The organism is Asaia bogorensis NBRC 16594, assembly GCF_001547995.1.
In the GTDB taxonomy this organism is placed as follows: domain Bacteria; phylum Pseudomonadota; class Alphaproteobacteria; order Acetobacterales; family Acetobacteraceae; genus Asaia; species Asaia bogorensis.
The window spans coordinates 1,737,669-1,754,787 of the sequence record NZ_AP014690.1 but is presented as its reverse complement, the minus strand read 5'-3'; the positions used below and the strand labels follow the sequence as shown (position 1 = coordinate 1,754,787).

At 60.5% G+C, this 17,119-nt stretch carries 17 protein-coding genes and 1 tRNA gene; 4 read left to right on the top strand and 14 right to left on the bottom strand.

The window, feature by feature from the left end:
* The first annotated feature begins 65 nt into the window (after positions 1 to 65).
* Entirely contained in the window at positions 66 to 1,373 is a 1,308-nt protein-coding gene (gene glyA / locus Asbog_RS07855; RefSeq protein ID WP_062164723.1) for a serine hydroxymethyltransferase, read from the top strand.
* A gap of 127 nt (positions 1,374 to 1,500) precedes the next feature.
* Here the strand turns inward: glyA and Asbog_RS07850 are convergent, their stop codons facing one another.
* Genes Asbog_RS07850 through Asbog_RS07840 form a run of 3 tightly spaced genes read right to left on the bottom strand, consistent with a single transcriptional unit; the run spans position 1,501 to position 4,873 of the window.
* Positions 1,501 to 2,529: a M14 family metallopeptidase gene (locus Asbog_RS07850; RefSeq protein WP_062164722.1), complete on the bottom strand. Its 1,029-nt coding sequence runs from the start codon at positions 2,527 to 2,529 to the stop codon at positions 1,501 to 1,503.
* The gene (gene argE, locus Asbog_RS07845) at positions 2,526 to 3,701 is read right to left on the bottom strand and encodes an acetylornithine deacetylase (protein ID WP_062164721.1); all 1,176 of its coding nucleotides are present in this window, start codon (positions 3,699 to 3,701) and stop codon (positions 2,526 to 2,528) included. The genes Asbog_RS07850 and argE overlap by 4 nt, the downstream gene beginning before the upstream one ends.
* Before the next feature lie 47 nt (positions 3,702 to 3,748).
* On the bottom strand, positions 3,749 to 4,873 hold the full coding sequence (locus Asbog_RS07840; RefSeq protein ID WP_062164720.1) for a DEAD/DEAH box helicase: 1,125 nt from the start codon (positions 4,871 to 4,873) through the stop codon (positions 3,749 to 3,751).
* A 45-nt stretch (positions 4,874 to 4,918) separates the two neighbouring features.
* On the opposite strand from Asbog_RS07840, the gene Asbog_RS07835 reads away from it, so the two are divergent.
* The 3 genes from Asbog_RS07835 to Asbog_RS07825 all read left to right on the top strand — a co-directional run bounded on the left by Asbog_RS07835 (position 4,919) and on the right by Asbog_RS07825 (position 7,923).
* Entirely contained in the window at positions 4,919 to 5,848 is a 930-nt protein-coding gene (locus Asbog_RS07835; RefSeq protein WP_062164719.1) for a mitochondrial fission ELM1 family protein, read from the top strand.
* Positions 5,849 to 5,896: 48 nt separating this feature from the next.
* Positions 5,897 to 7,783 (top strand): hypothetical protein, encoded by a 1,887-nt coding sequence (locus tag Asbog_RS07830; RefSeq protein WP_062164718.1) that lies wholly within the window; start codon positions 5,897 to 5,899, stop codon positions 7,781 to 7,783.
* A gap of 65 nt (positions 7,784 to 7,848) precedes the next feature.
* Positions 7,849 to 7,923, top strand: a tRNA-Val gene (locus tag Asbog_RS07825).
* A gap of 1,101 nt (positions 7,924 to 9,024) precedes the next feature.
* Here Asbog_RS07825 and Asbog_RS07810 read toward each other — a convergent pair.
* From Asbog_RS07810 to Asbog_RS07755, 11 genes are all read right to left on the bottom strand, one after another.
* Positions 9,025 to 9,231: a hypothetical protein gene (locus tag Asbog_RS07810; protein ID WP_062164715.1), complete on the bottom strand. Its 207-nt coding sequence runs from the start codon at positions 9,229 to 9,231 to the stop codon at positions 9,025 to 9,027.
* Positions 9,228 to 9,461 carry a hypothetical protein gene (locus Asbog_RS07805; protein WP_062164714.1) on the bottom strand — a complete coding sequence of 78 codons (234 nt, stop codon included), beginning with the start codon at positions 9,459 to 9,461 and terminating at the stop codon, positions 9,228 to 9,230. Before Asbog_RS07805 ends, Asbog_RS07810 begins: the two co-directional genes overlap by 4 nt.
* Positions 9,458 to 9,748 (bottom strand): hypothetical protein, encoded by a 291-nt coding sequence (locus Asbog_RS07800; protein ID WP_062164713.1) that lies wholly within the window; start codon positions 9,746 to 9,748, stop codon positions 9,458 to 9,460. Before Asbog_RS07800 ends, Asbog_RS07805 begins: the two co-directional genes overlap by 4 nt.
* Before the next feature lie 57 nt (positions 9,749 to 9,805).
* Positions 9,806 to 10,036 carry a hypothetical protein gene (locus tag Asbog_RS07795; RefSeq protein WP_062164712.1) on the bottom strand — a complete coding sequence of 77 codons (231 nt, stop codon included), beginning with the start codon at positions 10,034 to 10,036 and terminating at the stop codon, positions 9,806 to 9,808.
* Positions 10,033 to 10,524, bottom strand: coding sequence for a lysozyme (locus Asbog_RS07790; RefSeq protein ID WP_062164711.1), 492 nt, complete (start codon positions 10,522 to 10,524; stop codon positions 10,033 to 10,035). The genes Asbog_RS07795 and Asbog_RS07790 overlap by 4 nt, the downstream gene beginning before the upstream one ends.
* Positions 10,521 to 10,769, bottom strand: a complete 249-nt coding sequence (locus Asbog_RS07785) for a hypothetical protein (protein WP_062164710.1) — start codon at positions 10,767 to 10,769, stop codon at positions 10,521 to 10,523. The genes Asbog_RS07790 and Asbog_RS07785 overlap by 4 nt, the downstream gene beginning before the upstream one ends.
* A gap of 67 nt (positions 10,770 to 10,836) precedes the next feature.
* Entirely contained in the window at positions 10,837 to 12,492 is a 1,656-nt protein-coding gene (locus Asbog_RS07780; protein ID WP_062164709.1) for a hypothetical protein, read from the bottom strand.
* Complete coding sequence (locus Asbog_RS07775) at positions 12,489 to 13,265, bottom strand: hypothetical protein (protein WP_062164708.1); 777 nt, start codon at positions 13,263 to 13,265, stop codon at positions 12,489 to 12,491. Before Asbog_RS07775 ends, Asbog_RS07780 begins: the two co-directional genes overlap by 4 nt.
* A 253-nt stretch (positions 13,266 to 13,518) precedes the next feature.
* Complete coding sequence (locus Asbog_RS07765; RefSeq protein ID WP_062164706.1) at positions 13,519 to 15,345, bottom strand: gp53-like domain-containing protein; 1,827 nt, start codon at positions 15,343 to 15,345, stop codon at positions 13,519 to 13,521.
* 14 nt (positions 15,346 to 15,359) lie between these two features.
* Positions 15,360 to 15,989: a hypothetical protein gene (locus tag Asbog_RS07760; protein WP_062164705.1), complete on the bottom strand. Its 630-nt coding sequence runs from the start codon at positions 15,987 to 15,989 to the stop codon at positions 15,360 to 15,362.
* Positions 15,982 to 17,106: a baseplate J/gp47 family protein gene (locus Asbog_RS07755; protein ID WP_062164704.1), complete on the bottom strand. Its 1,125-nt coding sequence runs from the start codon at positions 17,104 to 17,106 to the stop codon at positions 15,982 to 15,984. The genes Asbog_RS07760 and Asbog_RS07755 overlap by 8 nt, the downstream gene beginning before the upstream one ends.
* Positions 17,107 to 17,119 lie beyond the last annotated feature (13 nt).

Below are 17,119 nucleotides of genomic sequence, written 5' to 3'. Positions count from 1 at the left end.
TGGGATATTGCCCATCGTGATACGCCATTTTCCGCGTCTGTGCGCCCCCTCCGGGAGAGAAAAGAATGACTACTCGCGAGAACATGTCCCCCCAGCACGATTTCTATCATCGCGGTCTGAATGAAGCAGACCCCGAGGTGGCAGAAATCATCAACGCCGAACTGATCCGTCAGCAGGATGGCATTGAACTGATCGCATCCGAGAACATCACCTCTTTTGCCGTTCTTGAGGCACAGGGCTCGGTCCTGACCAACAAATACGCTGAAGGACTGCCCGGCAAGCGCTATTACGGCGGGTGCGTCGATGTCGACCGCGTGGAAAATCTGGCAATCGAGCGTATCAAGGCGCTGTTTGGCGTCGAGTTTGCCAACGTGCAGCCCCATTCTGGCGCGAACGCCAATCAGGCCGCGTTCATGGCGCTCGGCAAGCCGGGTGACACCGTGCTGGGCATGAGCCTCGCCGCTGGTGGACATCTGACGCATGGTGCGGCACCGAACTACTCAGGAAAGTGGTTCAACGCGGTGCAGTACGGTGTGCGTGCCGAGGACGGAACCCTCGACTACGAGGAAATGGAGCGCCTTGCACGTGAGCACAAGCCGACGATTATTGTCGCAGGTGGCTCGGCTTATCCCCGTCATATCGATTTTGCGCGCTTCCGTCGCATTGCGGACGAGGTGGGCGCCTATCTGATGGTGGACATGGCGCATTTCGCCGGTCTCGTCGCGGCTGGTCTTTTCCCGAGCCCCGTGCCCCACGCGCATATCGTGACCAGCACCACGCACAAGACGCTGCGCGGCCCGCGCGGTGGCATTGTGCTTACGAATGATCCGGACATCGCCAAGAAGGTCAATTCCGCCGTATTCCCGGGCCTTCAGGGTGGTCCGCTCATGCATGTCATTGCTGGCAAGGCTGTGGCCTTTGGCGAGGCCCTTGGCGAGAAGTTCAAGGCGTATCAGGGCGCGGTGGCTGAGAACGCCCGCGTTCTGGCTGAGGAACTTGTGGCACGCGGCTTTGACATTGTGACCGGTGGTACGGATTGCCACCTCGTTCTGGTCGATCTGCGTCCCAAGAAGGTAACGGGCAAGATTGCCGAGGCGGCTCTCGAGCGCGCCGGGATCACGGCCAACAAGAATGCAATCCCGTTCGACCCTGAAAAGCCGTTTGTGACCTCCGGTATCCGTCTGGGCAGCCCGGCCGCGACGTCACGCGGTTTTGGCGTTGAAGAATTCCGCACGATCGCTCGAATGATCGATGAAGTGCTGAGTGCCTACGGAACGCAGGAGCAGGACAGGGTCGAGCAGCGCGTTCATGACGAGGTAAAGGCGCTTTGCCGTCGCTTCCCCATCTATGACGTCGCCTATCCCGGCGCCTGAGGATAAAAGAGGGGGGCAATGAGCCCCCCTTTTTTTGCCCGCGCGGGGCGATTGCGGTGGATCGTATGACCGGGTTTCGCTGCGATCGTGTCCAGAGTGTCGTCTGGCTGCCGCGACCGGATCGGGCCTATAGCCTGCGTGCAAGCCTCACCGCCAGTTGTCCTCTGCGCACACACAGATTGGGCATGATGAGGACGCATTGGTCGTAGGGCGTACAGATTTCATCATCACCGTCCAGCGCGATAACCGTGCCCGCCTTTTCGATTACCTGACCACCGAGATAACTCTCGGTAAACCCGAAACTGGCGCTTCTGGCGACGACATTGTCGGTCACCATTGCCTGACGTGAGACGGTAACCGGCTCGCCCCGGCTGCCCCAATGCACAAACCCCGCATTCTCAACAAAGTGACGAATGACGCGTGCGCTGGTCTCGACCGTTTCCGGTCGCCAGTGCTGACCTGCCTCAAGCAGCACGCTGCGCCCTGTGCCGCCGGGTGCCATGAAACCCTCCTGCTCAATCAGCCTTGCGCCTCCAACATGCCCGAGATCGGTGAGGGTCAGAAAAGGCGTGTCGGCCTGCGACGAGAGGAGGCCCGCCAGTGTGATCGAGCGTTCTGTCTGCGGCGAGATGAAGAGAGGTGACGAGTCCCATAACATGGAATGAAGATCGAGCAGCATGTCGCTGCGCCGGATGACGGGCAGCAACTCCTGTGCCCGCGCCATTTCAACCGAACCAGGCTTCTGGCTCAGCCTGTCATTGGACCAGACACGGTTGAGGTCTTCACCGATGAAGCGCGAAGCGGTCGGGTTTGACGGGTCGAAACGTTCGAAGGCGGCCATATTGGCAAATACGATGCGCAATGTGCCGCAAAGGGGCCTGATATCTTCCCTGAGCAGACGGTCGGCAGCGGCGGCGCCCGCGAACTCATTGCCATGAATAAGGGAAATCACGGCGATTTCCGGCCCCGGTACAGGGCTCTCGCGCTCGATGACACCGGGTATCCCGTTATTGCCGGCCCTCCACTGTGAGAGATCAGGTGGGTCGATCAGGATTGGGAATTCGGGAAGGCGACGCGGCAGCGCCAGGCTCGGCAGGAGGCGCTGCCGCCGCCTGCGGACAGGGTGATGATCGCGCGGTGATGCCCCGCAACTCATGCGGCAAGACAGACCTGTCTGACAAGACGGTCGATCATGGTTTCACATCGAGCCAGCTGGTCTATTGTGATCCATTCATCGGGTTTATGCGCCTGGGCGATATCACCGGGGCCACACACGATCGTCTCGAGCCCGGCCTGTTGGTAGATACCGGCTTCCGTCCCATAAGAGACATAACCCGCACTGTTGCGCCCCGTAATCTGCTGCAAAAGCGAGACCAGGGGCGATGTGGGTGAGAGGTTCAGGGGCGGGAGGTCGACAAGGGGCGTCAGTGTCAGCCCGCAAGATGGATCGGCCTCGCGCAGGGCTGCGTCGATTGGCGCAAGACGCTCCGTAATGGACTGGAAGATTGCGGCGTTGTCGTCACCCGGTACGGCACGCCATTCGAGCTCGAAACTGGCTTGTTCGGGCACGATATTCAGAATGCTGCCACCACTGGCGAGCCCGACCTGCATGGTCGTGTGATCGGGGAGGAAGCCGCTGACATGGGGGCCATCGCGTTCGAAAGCGTCGCTCATATCCGCAAGTGCTGCGATGGCATGCCCCATGGCGTGAAGCGCGTTGACGCCCAGCGCAGGCTGGGAGGAATGGGCGGGGCGGCCCCGGATATCCACGCGCACCGTGAACCGCCCTTTATGGGCGATGATCGGCGCGAGCATGGTGGGCTCACCAATCACGCATAAATCGGGCATCAGGCCGCGTGAGATGACATCCTCGATCAGATAGCGGGCACCGTTGCAGGTGATTTCCTCGTCGAAGGTGAAGAAGAGATGGACAGGCTTGCGCAGGGGCAGGCTTTGCATGCGGGGTATGGCGGCCAACATGGCGGCCACAAACCCCTTCATGTCGGTGGCGCCGCGTGCGTAGAGTCTCTCATCCTGCTGGGTGAGGCTGAAAGGATCACGAGACCAGTCCTGTCCCTCGACGGGCACGCAATCGACATGACCAGACAAGGCCAGACCACCGGGCGCTACCGGGCCAATGATGGCATGCAGGTTCCATTTACCGTCCTCTGGCCCGCGACTGCGCGTATAGGGCACGTCCTGCTCATCGAGCAGCGCAGTAATCCAGTCGATGAGGGGCGCATTGGCATGACGGCTTGTCGTATCGAACGAGACAAGCTTTTCCAGAATCGCAATGATGTCCATCGTCTGGGCCTTGGGAGCGGTCATGGGGAGAGTTTAGACCCTGCCTGTCGAAAACCTCAAGGCCGTGTAACTCAGGAAACGATGCTGATACGGTAGCCGATCTCCTTTTCGATCGCCCTCAGCAAAAGCCGCTCATCACGCGTGCAAAAGGATAGCGCCGCGCCGCGCTTGCCTGCCCGCGCCGTGCGGCCAATGCGGTGCACATAGGTTTCGGCCTTCTCGGGCAGGTCGTAATTGAGGACGAGCGCCACATCATCAATGTCGAGCCCTCGCGCTGCGACATCCGTTGTGAGCAGGATCATGGAGCGCCCGCTGCGCAGGGCCTCCACCGCCTTCTGGCGAGCGCCCTGTGCCAGATCGCCATGCAGCGTTGTGACGGGCAGACCTGCCTTGCGCAGATGCTTGCCGATCTGGTCCACCGAGGCCTTCGTGCGCAGGAACACGATCTGGCGTCCCTCGGTTTCGGCACACAGGCGGGTGAGGGTGGCCAGCTTTTCCTCGGCCTCAACAAACATGGCGCGCTGCTTGATGCGACGCGGCGTGACGGTCTGGCTCTCGAATTCAAGCGTGACGGGTTTGTGGAGCAGGCGACTGGCCAGGGCGCGGCCCGTGGGCGGCAGCGTGGCAGAGCACAGCATGGCCTGACGTTCCTGCGGTAAATGCAGGATGATATCATCCATTGCCGCGAGGAAATCCTCGTCCAGCATCTGGTCTACCTCATCCACGATCAGCATGCTGACAAGGTCGAGCCTGCAGGCGCCGCTGGCGAGGAGGTCGATCAGGCGGCCAGGGGTTGCAACCGCAATATCCACGCCTTCCGCCAGCGCCTCGATCTGCGCATCCTTGGGGAGGCCGCCGCAGAGCAGACGCGTGCGAAAGGGCAGGCGTCTGCCGATCTGGCGGCATACACCGGCGATCTGGGTCACGAGCTCACGGGTCGGGGCCAGAATCAGTACACGGGGTGCGCCGGGTTGCCGTTCCGCGGAGAGCGACAGAAGGCGCTGGAAGGCGGGCGCCGCATAAGCTGCGGTCTTTCCAGAGCCGGTCTGTGCCACAAGAAGCACATCGCGCCTGTCATTCAGTTCGGGCCAGACGCGGGTCTGCACCTCATTGGGTTTCTCTATGCCCACTTGCTTGAGGCCCGCGCTGACCAGCGGGTCGAATGGAAAGGCGGCAGGATCTTGAACATCACTCATGGATGCTTCTTGCCAAAGTTCTGCCGGTGAAGGAATTACCGAGTTATGAGTGTAGCCATCATTGCTGAAGATTTTGCCGGAATGCGCGCCCAGGCGAGCGGTCTTGTCGAGCGTGCGGGGCTGGAATGGCATTTTCACCCCGTGCGGATCGGGGGAGTCTGGCGCCGTATCCCCACGAGATTCTGCCCCGATCCGCTGCGTGCTACGGCACCGATCGTGCTGCCGGGCGACACCCGCCTGCTTGTCAGCGTTGGCGGGACAGGCGGGGCAGTCGGGGCAGCGCTGAAAAAGCGCACCGGCCTGCCGCTGGTGCAGATACAGAACCCCCGCATGGATGCGGCTCGCTTCGACCTGATTGTGGCCAATGTTCATGATCGCATGGCCGGACCCAATGTCGTGGCGGCCCGAACCGCCCTGCATGGCGTGACCCCCGCGAAGCTGTCCGACGCCCGGATCCTGTGGGAGAGCAGGCTGCGAACAGGCAAAAAGGCCCTCTTGTCCGTTCTGATTGGCGGCGCGAATGGCCGGTTCAGTTTTGGCGTCAATGAAGCCGCAACACTCGGCGCACAGCTTGCCGGGATCGTCCGGACGCAGGATGTGACGATTGCCCTTACACCCTCACGCCGAACCGATCCGGCAGCTTTGGCGGTGTTGCGCGAGGCGCTGGATCCGTCACGCGCCATGATATGGGACGGGCAGGGCGATAATCCCTATCTCGGTATGCTTGCCTGCGCCGATATGATTGCCGTGACGACGGACAGCGTGTCGATGATCTCGGAGGCCGCCGCCACGACAGCGCCGGTCTTGATCATTGATCTGCCGGGGCGTTCACGGCGTATCCGGACCTTTGTCGAGACGCTGGCCGAGGCCGGGCGCGTCCGTCCGTTCACGGGGGCGTGGGAGCCGTGGGCTATAACGCCGCTTGACGATACCGGCAGAGCGGCCGATGAAATGCGTCGGCGTCTCGCTCTCTGAACAAGGAGTTGCGGGGTCCGTAATAAAGAAAACGGGTACAGGACGACCATGCTCGATATCATCACCTTCGACGCTCAGGGCGGCGGAAACATCCTCTACAAGGCGCTTGCGCATCCCTTGGCGAGCGAGGCTCTGAGGCGACTGGAAGCGACACTGGCGGCTGGAGGTGGCTTTGCGGTTTATGACCCGGGCAATGTGCTGCGTACGCTGGTCGCCCTGTACCCCGGACTCACGCCTTCCTGCGGTGTCTACACGCATGACAGCGAGCAGGTGGGCAAGGATGATGGGCTGGGCGGCGAGAAGCTGGCCCTGACGGATCTTTCATCCTCCGAGGCCAGGCAGGTGCTTGCCCTATCCTTCGAGCATGAAAAGATGTTGTCGCGCCTCGCGCGCGTCACCCATGCCGATCAGCAGATTTTCTCTCTGGAGCCTGCAAAATTGCCGGACTCCATGCTGAGCAATCCGCGCAACTATCTCGACAAGCTCAATTTCGCGACGAACTTTGCGTTCTTCCGTGATGATGAGCGCTTCAGCACGCGGCTCGTCACGGCGAATTACTGGTGCAATTACGACGCGACCGATGTGCGTTACTGGTTCCGCCTTTATGACGACAAGGGCGAGATCCTGGCTGAGTGGGAAGAGGAAATTCCCGACGCGCCTGCCGGTATTGTTGTAGACAGTGCCGTGGTGCGAGCGCGTTTCGATCTGCCGGCTTTCTGCGGTCAGCTTTTCGTTCATGTGCTCGGTGCGCGTGGGCATGATGTCGTGAAATATGCGCTCGACACTTACGGCAAGAATGGTGAGCCCAGCCTCTCGGTCACCCATGACGCCAATGCCTGGCCATCACCGCGTTTCGCGACGCTGCCGGCACCGCGGCCCGGTGAGACGCTGGTCCTCTGGATCCAGAACAGCCATGCAACGCCCATTCCGGCGGGTGCCATCACGCTCAATCAGATGGGCGAGGAGACGCATTTCCCGGTCACGGTCGAGGTTGGCCCATTCTCCACCTATGCGCTCGATGTGGGCGCGCTTGTTAAGGATATCCCCTGGCCGGCCCAGCTTGAGTTGCGTTCGGGGAATCACATCGTACGGCCACGCTACGAGATTACCGAAGGTGCCCTGACCCGTATTGCCCATCTGAACGTGGAGCGCCGTGACCTCGCACCCGAACCAGCGTTGCGCAAGCTGCCGCCTTCGATGGGCCGTGGGTTTGTGTTGCCTTTCCCCATTCTCGACCCCAAGCGCTTCACCAGCGTGGTGCAGCCGAACCCGATGTCGGAAAAGATCACCAGCCTCCCGCTGCGTCTCGATGTTTTCGATGATGAAGGGACGCTCATCACACAGAAGTTTCTGGGCAATCTGCCGCGCAATCATGAAACAGCGATTGCCCTGCACGAGCTGACTGACTGCGCTGGCCATGCCGACCTCGTGTATGATTTCCGCGACGGTGGCGAGGGCGATGGCTGGATGCATGCCCTGATGCGCTATGAGAACCGCGAGAATGGTCACGCGGCAGAGACCAGCTTTGGCGGGCATATCTTCAACACGCTCATGACGTGGCGCAGCGAGCCGCAATCTTACGCCGGTCCGCCGCCGGGTCTGACGACACGTCTTTTTCTCAAGCTCGGTCAGGAGGGCCATGAAAGCTTCTCCTGCCTGATCCATCCGGCCTCGGTTGAGGGAACGGCGCCCTCAGAGACGATTCTGCATCTCTATTCGAACGATGGTGTCGAACTGGAGCGCCGCAGGATCAGCATCAATCCATCGGGCTCCTATATGGTTTGGCCGCATGAGATCTTTGGCGCTGAAAAGCTGGCCGAGGCAGGGATTGGCGGCTATGTGCTGATCCGCGATCTGAGCTGCCGTCTGTTCGGCTATCATGGGCAGCGCAATGCTTCGGCAGGGTTCTCGCTCGACCATATGTTTGGCTTCTGATCTTTTTTTCATTTTCCGCCTTGCCGCGTCATCGGGCCTTTGCTAGAGACGCGGCACCGCAGGATGGGTGCGTAGCTCAGCGGTAGAGCACTGCCTTCACACGGCAGGGGTCACAGGTTCAATCCCTGTCGCACCCACCATCCTCACCCGCAGAAATCAGCCGTTTTTTGACGATTGGCCATTCCGGCGCTTGGTCCGTTTCGGTTCATTCCCGTACGTTCTGAGCCGAGTCATATCGTGTCAAGCTGTGCCAGATCCGTGCCACTTTCCGCGAGTCGTTTTCCCTTGTACTGCCCCGCCAGATCGTGCGATTCTGCGTCGTACGGAAGGTGTTCTCATGGGCGGTTCGAACGCTTGGTGAGATTGAAAAGGGCGGGACTGCAAACCTGCTTTTTTCTGGCATTCGATTCATCGTGGTGGTGATAGGCGGGGCGGCTTTCGGGCCGCCCTTTGCTTGTGCGGGCGGTTTTAATTGACTTCCGCCCTTGTTCACGTTCTGTTCTCTTCTATGACAGACCTGACCCCAGCCTCCGAAGAAGATGTGACATTCGCCATCCGTATGTCGATTTGCCTCGACTATCGGGGCAAGCCGAGGCGTGTAAACGCGAAGATGACCGGGGCAGAGATGGACGCGCTGGCCCAAAAGATTACCGAGCAGTTGAAGCGCTCGAATATGTGGCCGCATCGGGGCCCAGGAGCGCCCGCGCATCAGGCGCCGGATTACTCGGTGGCTTGGCGGGGGAATGTAGATCGCGACAACAGCACAGAGACGCCAGGATCAGGCGGTGCGTGAATCAGGATAAGTCGTGATCCTCGGACTGTCTGAAAATCAGGAAGAGCCCGTGTAGCACCCACATGACGCACATAGCCTGCGCTGAGAATGCCAGAAAATCTGAAGCGGGGCCCAGACCCTCAACCGAGTTCGTCGTAGTCGATAGGGCCCAGAAGGCCGCAGCCACCGCTGCCAGGGTCAGGTTCTTGGTCATGGAGCGCTGTTAAACGTTCAACATAGACGGTTAAAGTCGTGTGAACGCCATTATTGACCTATTAACGATGCGATATCGAAACGTATAGTTACCGCAATCTACTCGTAATGTTGGGACGTCGCCGGGATCATCGAGCCCTCGACGTGTCGTTATTTTAACGTTACTCGACTCCGTAACTCACGGTAACGAGAGCGGCGCGATGCATAAGCGCGGGCGGTTCGGTTCGCAATCGGTGCTTTTCAAGGCCGAGCCGCCTCACTTCTGACAAGCCCGGACCTGGTCCCGCAGCCCGATATAATCTCCAATCCAGCGCACCGTCTCGGGCTTCGGGCCCGCCTTGATCTCAGCTGCAAGCGCCGACTGATCGGCCTTGCTGTAAGTCACAAGGGTAGGGCAGGGCACATACTGCACCGAGGAGCAGGCGGAGAGCCCGAGCAGCGCCCCGAGAGCGATCCTCCTCATGCCGTGCCGTCCCCAAGCCGCTGCAATACGGCATCTTCCGTTGCTGGCTTATCGGCCTGAGCCTGAGCCATGGATTGCGCCTTGAGCGTTGTCGCATCGGCAGAGGTCTTTGCAGCCTCGGACGTGCTGACAGACGCCGCGTTCTTCCCCGCCCGGTTGGCGTACCAGATCAGGGCACCGAGAGCCGCGACGATGAACGCCACGGCCCCGGCAATGAGGTCAGCCGTCACGCGGCCTGCGCGACAGTGCTGCTCGTGCCCTTGAAGGCGGCGACGAGCGTCTTGATGTCGGTATCGAGCTTGTCGGCATCGTCCTCGATCGCGCTGATCGCGTCGAGAATGGCCGACAGGTCCTTGTTCGAGTTCTCGAGCGACGGGATGATCAGATCTCCGACCTCGCCGATGATGGCTGCGGCTGCTGTCAGCTTGGCCGTGGTGGCGGTGCTGACGGAACTACCGGCCGCATCGGTAATCAGCTTGATGAGCTTGGTGACGAGCGTGTTCGCGCTGGTGGTCATGGTCTTTTCCTTCTGGATAATGAGGACTGATCCCGGCCCGATTGCCGGTGTCGTCAGTCAGGGCTTGGCGTCGTCCGCATTGGTGGCGTGCTTGCCGTTCATGCCGACGCTGTTGACGAGCAGGTAAAGGGGGAGCCACTTCGACCCGTCAGCCGGGCGCGGCCAGTAGCGGGCGATCACGGCGGCCAGGGCAACGATGAAGGTGAGGATCGTCGTCGCGTCGCCGGCAAGAGAGGCGGGCAGGAAGGGAAGGACGGTCTGAAAGATCGTCTGCCAGTCGAAGTTCATGCGGATGCTCCGGTTGTGGGGATACCGCGCCCGAGGAACACGCCGCTTTCGATCTTGCGGCGGCGCTGAAGGCCGGGAAGGACGATAAGCTGTCCGTTCACCGTGGCCTTGTCCCAGACGAGGAATTGCTGTGCGGCCGAGTTGTAGAGGCGCTGGTTCAGGCGTCGTACTAGGGTCGAGCCCTTGGCTGCGTTGGTGCCGACATTGAACTGCCAGGAGAGCAGGGCGCCCTCCTGGTAATCTGTCAGCGGGACGGTCACGAACGAGCGGAGCTTCTCCTGCAGGGTCATGACTGTGTTCCGCAGCAGGTCGAGGGCCTGCGCCTGGGTGATCGGCTTCGTCGTCGCCGTAACAGGCGTGCCGTCAGCTAGGAAGCGATTGCCGTAGCCGATGGTCCAGTAATTGGCCGGGCAGAGATAGGGCTTGAGGCTCAGCCCCTCGAAGTCGTCACGCGAGATCAGCGCGATTGCGATGTCGATGCCGGTCATGGGTGCCCCATGGGGATATGAGTGAGGACTGTGGCAACGGCGGCGGAAGTGGCTGTGACAATTGCCCAGCCGACCCATGCCTTGATGCTTCCCTGCCGGATTACCTGAGCAAGGATCTTGTCGAGCTTGGCGTTCGAGGCTGTCTGAGCCGCTCTGAGGGAATGCACATCAAGCACCACCTCTTTCAGCTCAGCTTTCACCTCGGAAAACTCGCCGCGCGTGATGAAATCACCAGGGGGGCTCATGTCGCCTCCAATAAAAAAGCCGCCCGGTGAGGGGCGGCTTGAGGGGGATGGAACTTTAAGGGCAGCCTCACTGGGCGCGCTCTACCGTTGCGACCGAGCCGCTCTTGGCCTCGATAACAGCCGAAGCGTACTGCCCAGCGAGGGTGTAAGGGCCTGTCTCGGCCTGCGTGTCGTACCACCCAACGGTTTCGCCACTCAGGGCAGCGATAGTGACTGCGCCGGCACCGAGTTGTGTCACCGTGATACGACATCCTGCGGCAAGCCCGGTCCCGATGTTCAATGTCAGCGCGGTCGATCCCGACACGGCGATCGTGGTGCCGCAATCCGTAAGGAGAAGCTGTCGGCTTGCGCTCGCTGTGGTGACTGGATGTGCGACAATACGGGTGGCACGCGATCCGTCCAGGTACTGTTCGGAAATCGTGCCGTCTGCCCCGGCATTGCCTACGTTGAGGTCAACCCAACGATAGCGTCCGGGATTGGTCAGGCAAAGGGTCTGAAGGGTGTTAACACCCTTGAGGAAAATGTTGCGGTCGACTTGGGTTCTCACCCCGCTACCAGGCTGGCAAGCCGAATTGATTATACCCAGATTAACGTACTTAGTGCGGTCGCTCGCACTGCCAGCAATTCCAAAGATCGCGTTACCTTGAACGTCCAGCTCCGCAAGTGGCCGCTGGGTCCAGATCCCCAGGCGTCCCAGGCGACGGTCTCGGGAGAAGAACGGTATGGCCCCATTGAAGAATGTGTTGTCGTGGAGATCCACAAACCGGAAATCATCAACGTTCCCGGTCGGCACCTCTATTTCCCAATCGGTCTGCGTATAGCCTGTTCCGCCCGTGACGAGAGGCTGGCCGTTTACAGTATCGCTGGAGTAGAAGTTTGCCGGGCTGCTCATGGTCAGCGTCGATGTCCCGGCACCGGATACAATCGTCGTGTTCTTCGGGTACAAGCCATAGACCTGCTGGCTTTCTACGATGTCGCCGTTGATCCCCGCCGGAAACGTGCATCCACCAGGACAGGTGATCGTGCTCATGGCACTCTGGGGGATAACCCCGTAGAAATCTATGCCCGTTCCATCAAAATGCGCCCCGGTTTCCTGATGTACGAACGGGGAGGCGCGCTCGCGGCTGTTATTGGTCATGTCATAGCTCGACACTTCCATGCCCGAGTAACCGCGCAGCCCTCCGATATTCAGACCGGGGAAATACCCAATCGCGTAATGCTCGAACTGACTGTTGAGGTCAGTGTCATAGCCACGAAACGTCGCTGCGGTGAAGCCATTCGGGGCCTTGTTCCATAGCGTTAGCAGGTTTGAGCCGGGGGCGGTGCTAGTGAGTGTCAGCTCATTCCAAAACGCAGAGAAATCGAGCGATACGACCGGCGAAGCGCCGTTTTGCGGAGAAGGGTTAAGCAGCTTGAGGCCACCCCCGGACGCGGCGTTTAACGTCCCGCCAGCAAGAGGCAGGAAGGTGGAGTTTGCCTGAGACTGTGTCATGTAAGGCGCAAGACTGGACGCCAAAGCCGCCTGCGTCACGCTGGTCGCTGTCAGGCTTGCGATATCGCTCGCATTCTGCGTGATACCGCTCTGCATGGTCGCCAATGAATTTCCGCCCGTTCCCACCGGCGTCGATGCAGGCAAGCCGCCCGGAGGGACAAACTGCGCGCCTGACGACTGCGCCCAGGCAAGCGAAGGCAATAATGCAGCGAGTGCCACCAGGCGCTTCATGCTGAAGTTTCCTTGAATGTGGGAATGTTTGCGTTGTTCCACCAGCCGCCATTCGTGGCCACGAGCGGGAGTGATGCCAGCCATGCAGCCATCTGCGCGCTGTTGATGGGCGTCTGTCTGCGGGAAGGTACGCCGACCAAAGCGGCTACGCCGGCATTGTTCCACCACCCGGATGAAGGGGGCGTGATGGGGAGCGTTGCCAGCCATTCCCCCATATTGGCGTTGGTGAGGATCAGCCCCGGTATCGAGGCGTCACCAAAGTCCGGGCGGCCCGAGAAGGTCGGCACGCCGGCATTGAGCCACCAGCCGTCGCCGGTGGGTTGCTGGGTGCCAAGGCAGGCGATCCATCCTTCCATTCCGCCGCTATCGACGAAAGGTGCGATCGGCCCCGGAGCTGGCTGCGGGTTGCTGGGTATCAGTGCCGGAATGGCGCTTACTGTGACGCCAACCGTGACCTGATAGGTGTTGCCCAACGTCGAAAGCACAGCGACATTGACCGCCAGGGCCCCGGCTGCAAGCCAGGTGATGTACGCTGTAACGCACGAGCCGTAAGAGGATAGCCAGCCTATTGCCCCGGCGGTGCCCGGATCGAAGTCGTAGGAAAGGACGGCCTCTCCGCATCCGAGAAGCCCCGAGAAATCGACGCTGTAATCAGCGCCGCCGTTGATGTTGCTGTCAGGCCATGCAAGCAGAGGTTGCAGGGCCATGCCGCGCAGGTTCGCAGTCGCACACCCGCCAGGGCGTACGATCCGCGCTGATGGGCGCCAGGTCATGGGTGATTGCCTTTATGAAGTGGCGGATGCGTCTGAGGTGGTCGTGCTTCTCGCAGGGGCATCTACCCACCCCGGCATCCCGTTTACCGCCGCACGCTCTTTTCCGGCGGGTGGTAGGCCGAGGCCATATTCCAAGAATACGTCATCCGAGACACCCACAGCATCCGAGGGCCAGGAGCCTGCGGCGTCGTAGCGGTCTCTGAGCGCATAGAGGAAGAACGCGTTTTCACTGGGCGAATAATAGTAGTTCATCTCAAAGACCCCTTGCCTCCCACATGATTCTTACGGACTGGTTAAAGACGACCTGAGATGAATTTCCCTGGCTCAAGGTATCCGCAGAAACGGTGACGGAAGTTTTGCCGGGAAGGCCATTCGATCCTGCCGAGGGCCAGCAGCCGGTAGATGAATTCGCTGGATCGAGAGGCGTGAAGCAGATGCTTCGGCACCTGTTCGGGAAATTGAATGGGAAAGTAATCGTACCCGACGCTGTAACCTGGTTCGAGGCGGCCAGCGTGATAATCCCCCACTGTTCGACCGAACCGTCAGGAGTGATCCGGTAACCACTCACGCCGTTGTCTGTAATCGTGAACTGGTCGCTCGTGATGATCTGCTTTGATACCGAAGTTCCGGCACTATTTGTCGTATTCGCCCACAGCCGCCCCGTACTGCCAAGTGCGTAAAGGTAGTTTACATTGAGCGCGCCGGTGCCGGTCGTTTCGAGTGAGGTTGGCACGGTGCCGTTGATCGTATAGCCGAGAACGCCAGTGCTGGATTTAGACGAGGATGCGGCATAAGGGATCGTGCGCGTTACCGATGCGCCTGCGCTTGTATAAGTGTCAGCGAGCAAACGGGAGTCGCTGCCAGCAGTGTATAAACGGCTGACCTGAAGGCTACTCGTACCCGAAATCTCGATCCCCGTGCCTGTAACGCCGTTGATGGAGAAGCAGAGAGTTCCGAGCGAGGATTTCGTAGCTGAAGCCGCCAGAGCGATTGTCTGTGTGATCGAAGCGCCGCCGCTCGTGTACGTGTCGGCAAGCAGTCGGCCATCACTGCCAGCGGTATAAAGGTTGCTGATCTTCAGGCTTACGGTGCCCGATACCTCGACAGGCGTTGCCGTAAGACCGTTGATCGTGTAGCCGATCTTGCCCGTTGTCGAGGTGGCGGTGGAATCAGCAACCGCCAGAATCTTCGCAGAACTCGTTCCGTCGCTGTTGTAGGTCTGCGCGTACATGCGCCCGGCGTTCGCAGAATAGAGCGAGAGAACGCCAAGCGATCCGTTGCCAGACGTTGCGACAGGCGTAGGCGTCAGACCAGCAAAGAGCGAAGTCCACGACGCCCCGGACGCACCCGGCGTGGTCAGGTTGTTGTCAGCCGTGGACACCCAGAAGACGCCGGTGGTGGTGGGGTCAGCTACGATCGCCTTGGATGGATATCCTTTGAAGGCTGCAGCAAGATTGGCGTTGAACGGTGCCACTGACCGCATAGCGAGACCACGCAGGCTTGGGTAAAGCGGCGCGCCCGAGGCAGCCGAAATCATCGCCGATGTGATCGCCGTTGCGCCACTTGGAATGACGATGCTCCACAGCGGGATACTTCCGCTCGGGACCGATGTCGCGACACCGATAGTAACGCTGTCTGCACGGACCGTAGGCTGGTTCTGGCCGTTATTTCCTACGCCGGCAAAGGTCTGTGACGGATTGGCAGAGTTGTAGTAGGGCAGGACCGCGTTCGCCGTGTCGGCCGTGCTCACTGTTCCGTAAACGATATAGGTCGCACCCGTTCCGGGAATCACAATATTCACGGGGTCGGTCAAAACGTATTGACGAGGAAGCGCGCTTGCCGATGCGGGCAGCACCCCGAATTCCGAGGCATCAACCATGCCGGGCTGGATAATCTGCCCGGGCGAGATCGTAACGGACAATCCTGATCCGGGTGTGCAAGCAAAGCCACTCGCTCCGGTCCCGCTCTCGTCATACAGCGCGCCAGCCAAACGTCCGACGCCGATTTGTGTAAAGCGGGCAGCCTGAAGCTGGTCCTCGACCATCGGAATCTGGCCGGGGTAAATGATCTTCCGATCCATGAGATTTCCTTATGTCAGGGCGCAGCGTTACCAACCCAGATCACAACGCCGCCCGCCCGGATCTCTTCGATCCCGGTGAGTACGCTTGAAGGTGGTGTGGATGCGGGGTTGTCGCTCAGGAGCACGAAGCCCTGGAATGGTGAGAGGCGTGTGCCGTAGCGAAGATCCGCAGCACCGTATCCGTAACCGCCGCCTGCCCCGGGAGAGGCTGCAGAACCGTAGCCCTTGGTATCTGATGCGTTTCGAGGCTCAACGACCCGCCAGCCTGCTTCCCAGTTGGTCGCAAGCGAGCGCTCGAGAGACTGTCTGGTGCCCAGGGTCGGGAATAGAGCCGCTTTTATGCGGGCGCGGTAATCGTCGTCGCTCTCGTTCGCATACCGAGGCAGCGCATCGCCAAAGAAATCCTCGGCGTAGATGTCCAGCATCCCGCCGGTCGCAGTCGCAAGGCGTTGCTGATCGTAGGCGCCCTGGAGCTGCCCCCAGGCCCATGAAAACACCGAAGCAATACCCTGCAACATGCCGTTGAGAATTGGCGCTTGTTCGGCTTCGCCTTTGCTTGGCGCGCCGGGGAACCATCCTGCTGGAAGCAGCGCCCGCAGTCTGTTTGCGAACTGTCCCTGCGATACATTGCCCAGCCTAGCCATAGGTCACCGATCCGGCGCGGATGGCCACGCCCGTTTGTCCGGTAATGTCCGAAGTTCTGCCGTTGAGCAGCAAATTCGAGATGGAAACGACGGAAGACGAGGCGCCGTAGGACAGGACGCTCAAGCGCGAATAAACTGCGCCTTGCCCGATATCCAGCGCATTGAAGTATCCGCTGATCGCAGCAGTTATCAGTGCTTGCACCGACGACGCATTGCTGTTTGGTGCCAGGGTCAGTGTCATACTCACGGTGGGAGTCGAGACCGAGGGCCTGACGACCTGTATCGATACAGGCGAGGCGCGGTACTCATTCGCGACCGCATAGGCCTGAGCGATCGAGGCGTCTGAAACGGCACCGGACCCATCATCGACGTACAGGACGATGTTACCGGGCAGAAAATTGCCCGCTGTGTCAGCGTTCTCAACGCCTTGCACCATGATATTGGTGGCGATCGCCTCGACCGCGCCCTCAATCGCCGCAAGCGTGGCCCGGTTCAGGGAATTTAGCCAAGTCACGAACCCCGCGCGCACTGCGGCGTCGGTTTGCCCGTCACCGCCATTGGTAAAGGCAGCCGGGTTCGTGACGGTATCAATGCCGGAAACGGCTGTACCGAGCAGGCAGATCGCTCCTGCGGAAGCATTGCCTGCTGTTCCGGTCTGTGTGCATTGCACCGGCAGCGTCAGGGACTGAACGCCAGCAGGCCGAATGTAGCCATCGGCAGCATTGTTCCAGGCGGCATTCGTGCTATCTGCAACGACTGCGTAGCTGATGTTGGAGATGGTCAGCACGAGCGCGCCAACCGGGATCGTGGCGGAGGCCGTCGCGGGCGAAAACGACGAGAACAGGATATTGCCCGTTGCGGCCACGCCGGGCTCGCGTGTCAGGCCGAAATCGGCGATGAAGCTGTCAATGTCTGCGCCCTCCGATGTGGAGAGACGGTTGCGGGTGAGGATCTGCAGGGCGACGGATTGCAGCCACAGACCCATTCCCGATGCGGCTTCGAGGATTGCACGCCCGGGCGTTCCGACCGACAGATCGAGCAGCGACGAAGCCGCGCCCTGCGCCGCCGTGACAGCCGTAGAAACGGTCGTCGTGAAAGAGCGAAGCGAGAGCGCCATCAAAGCCTCAGAA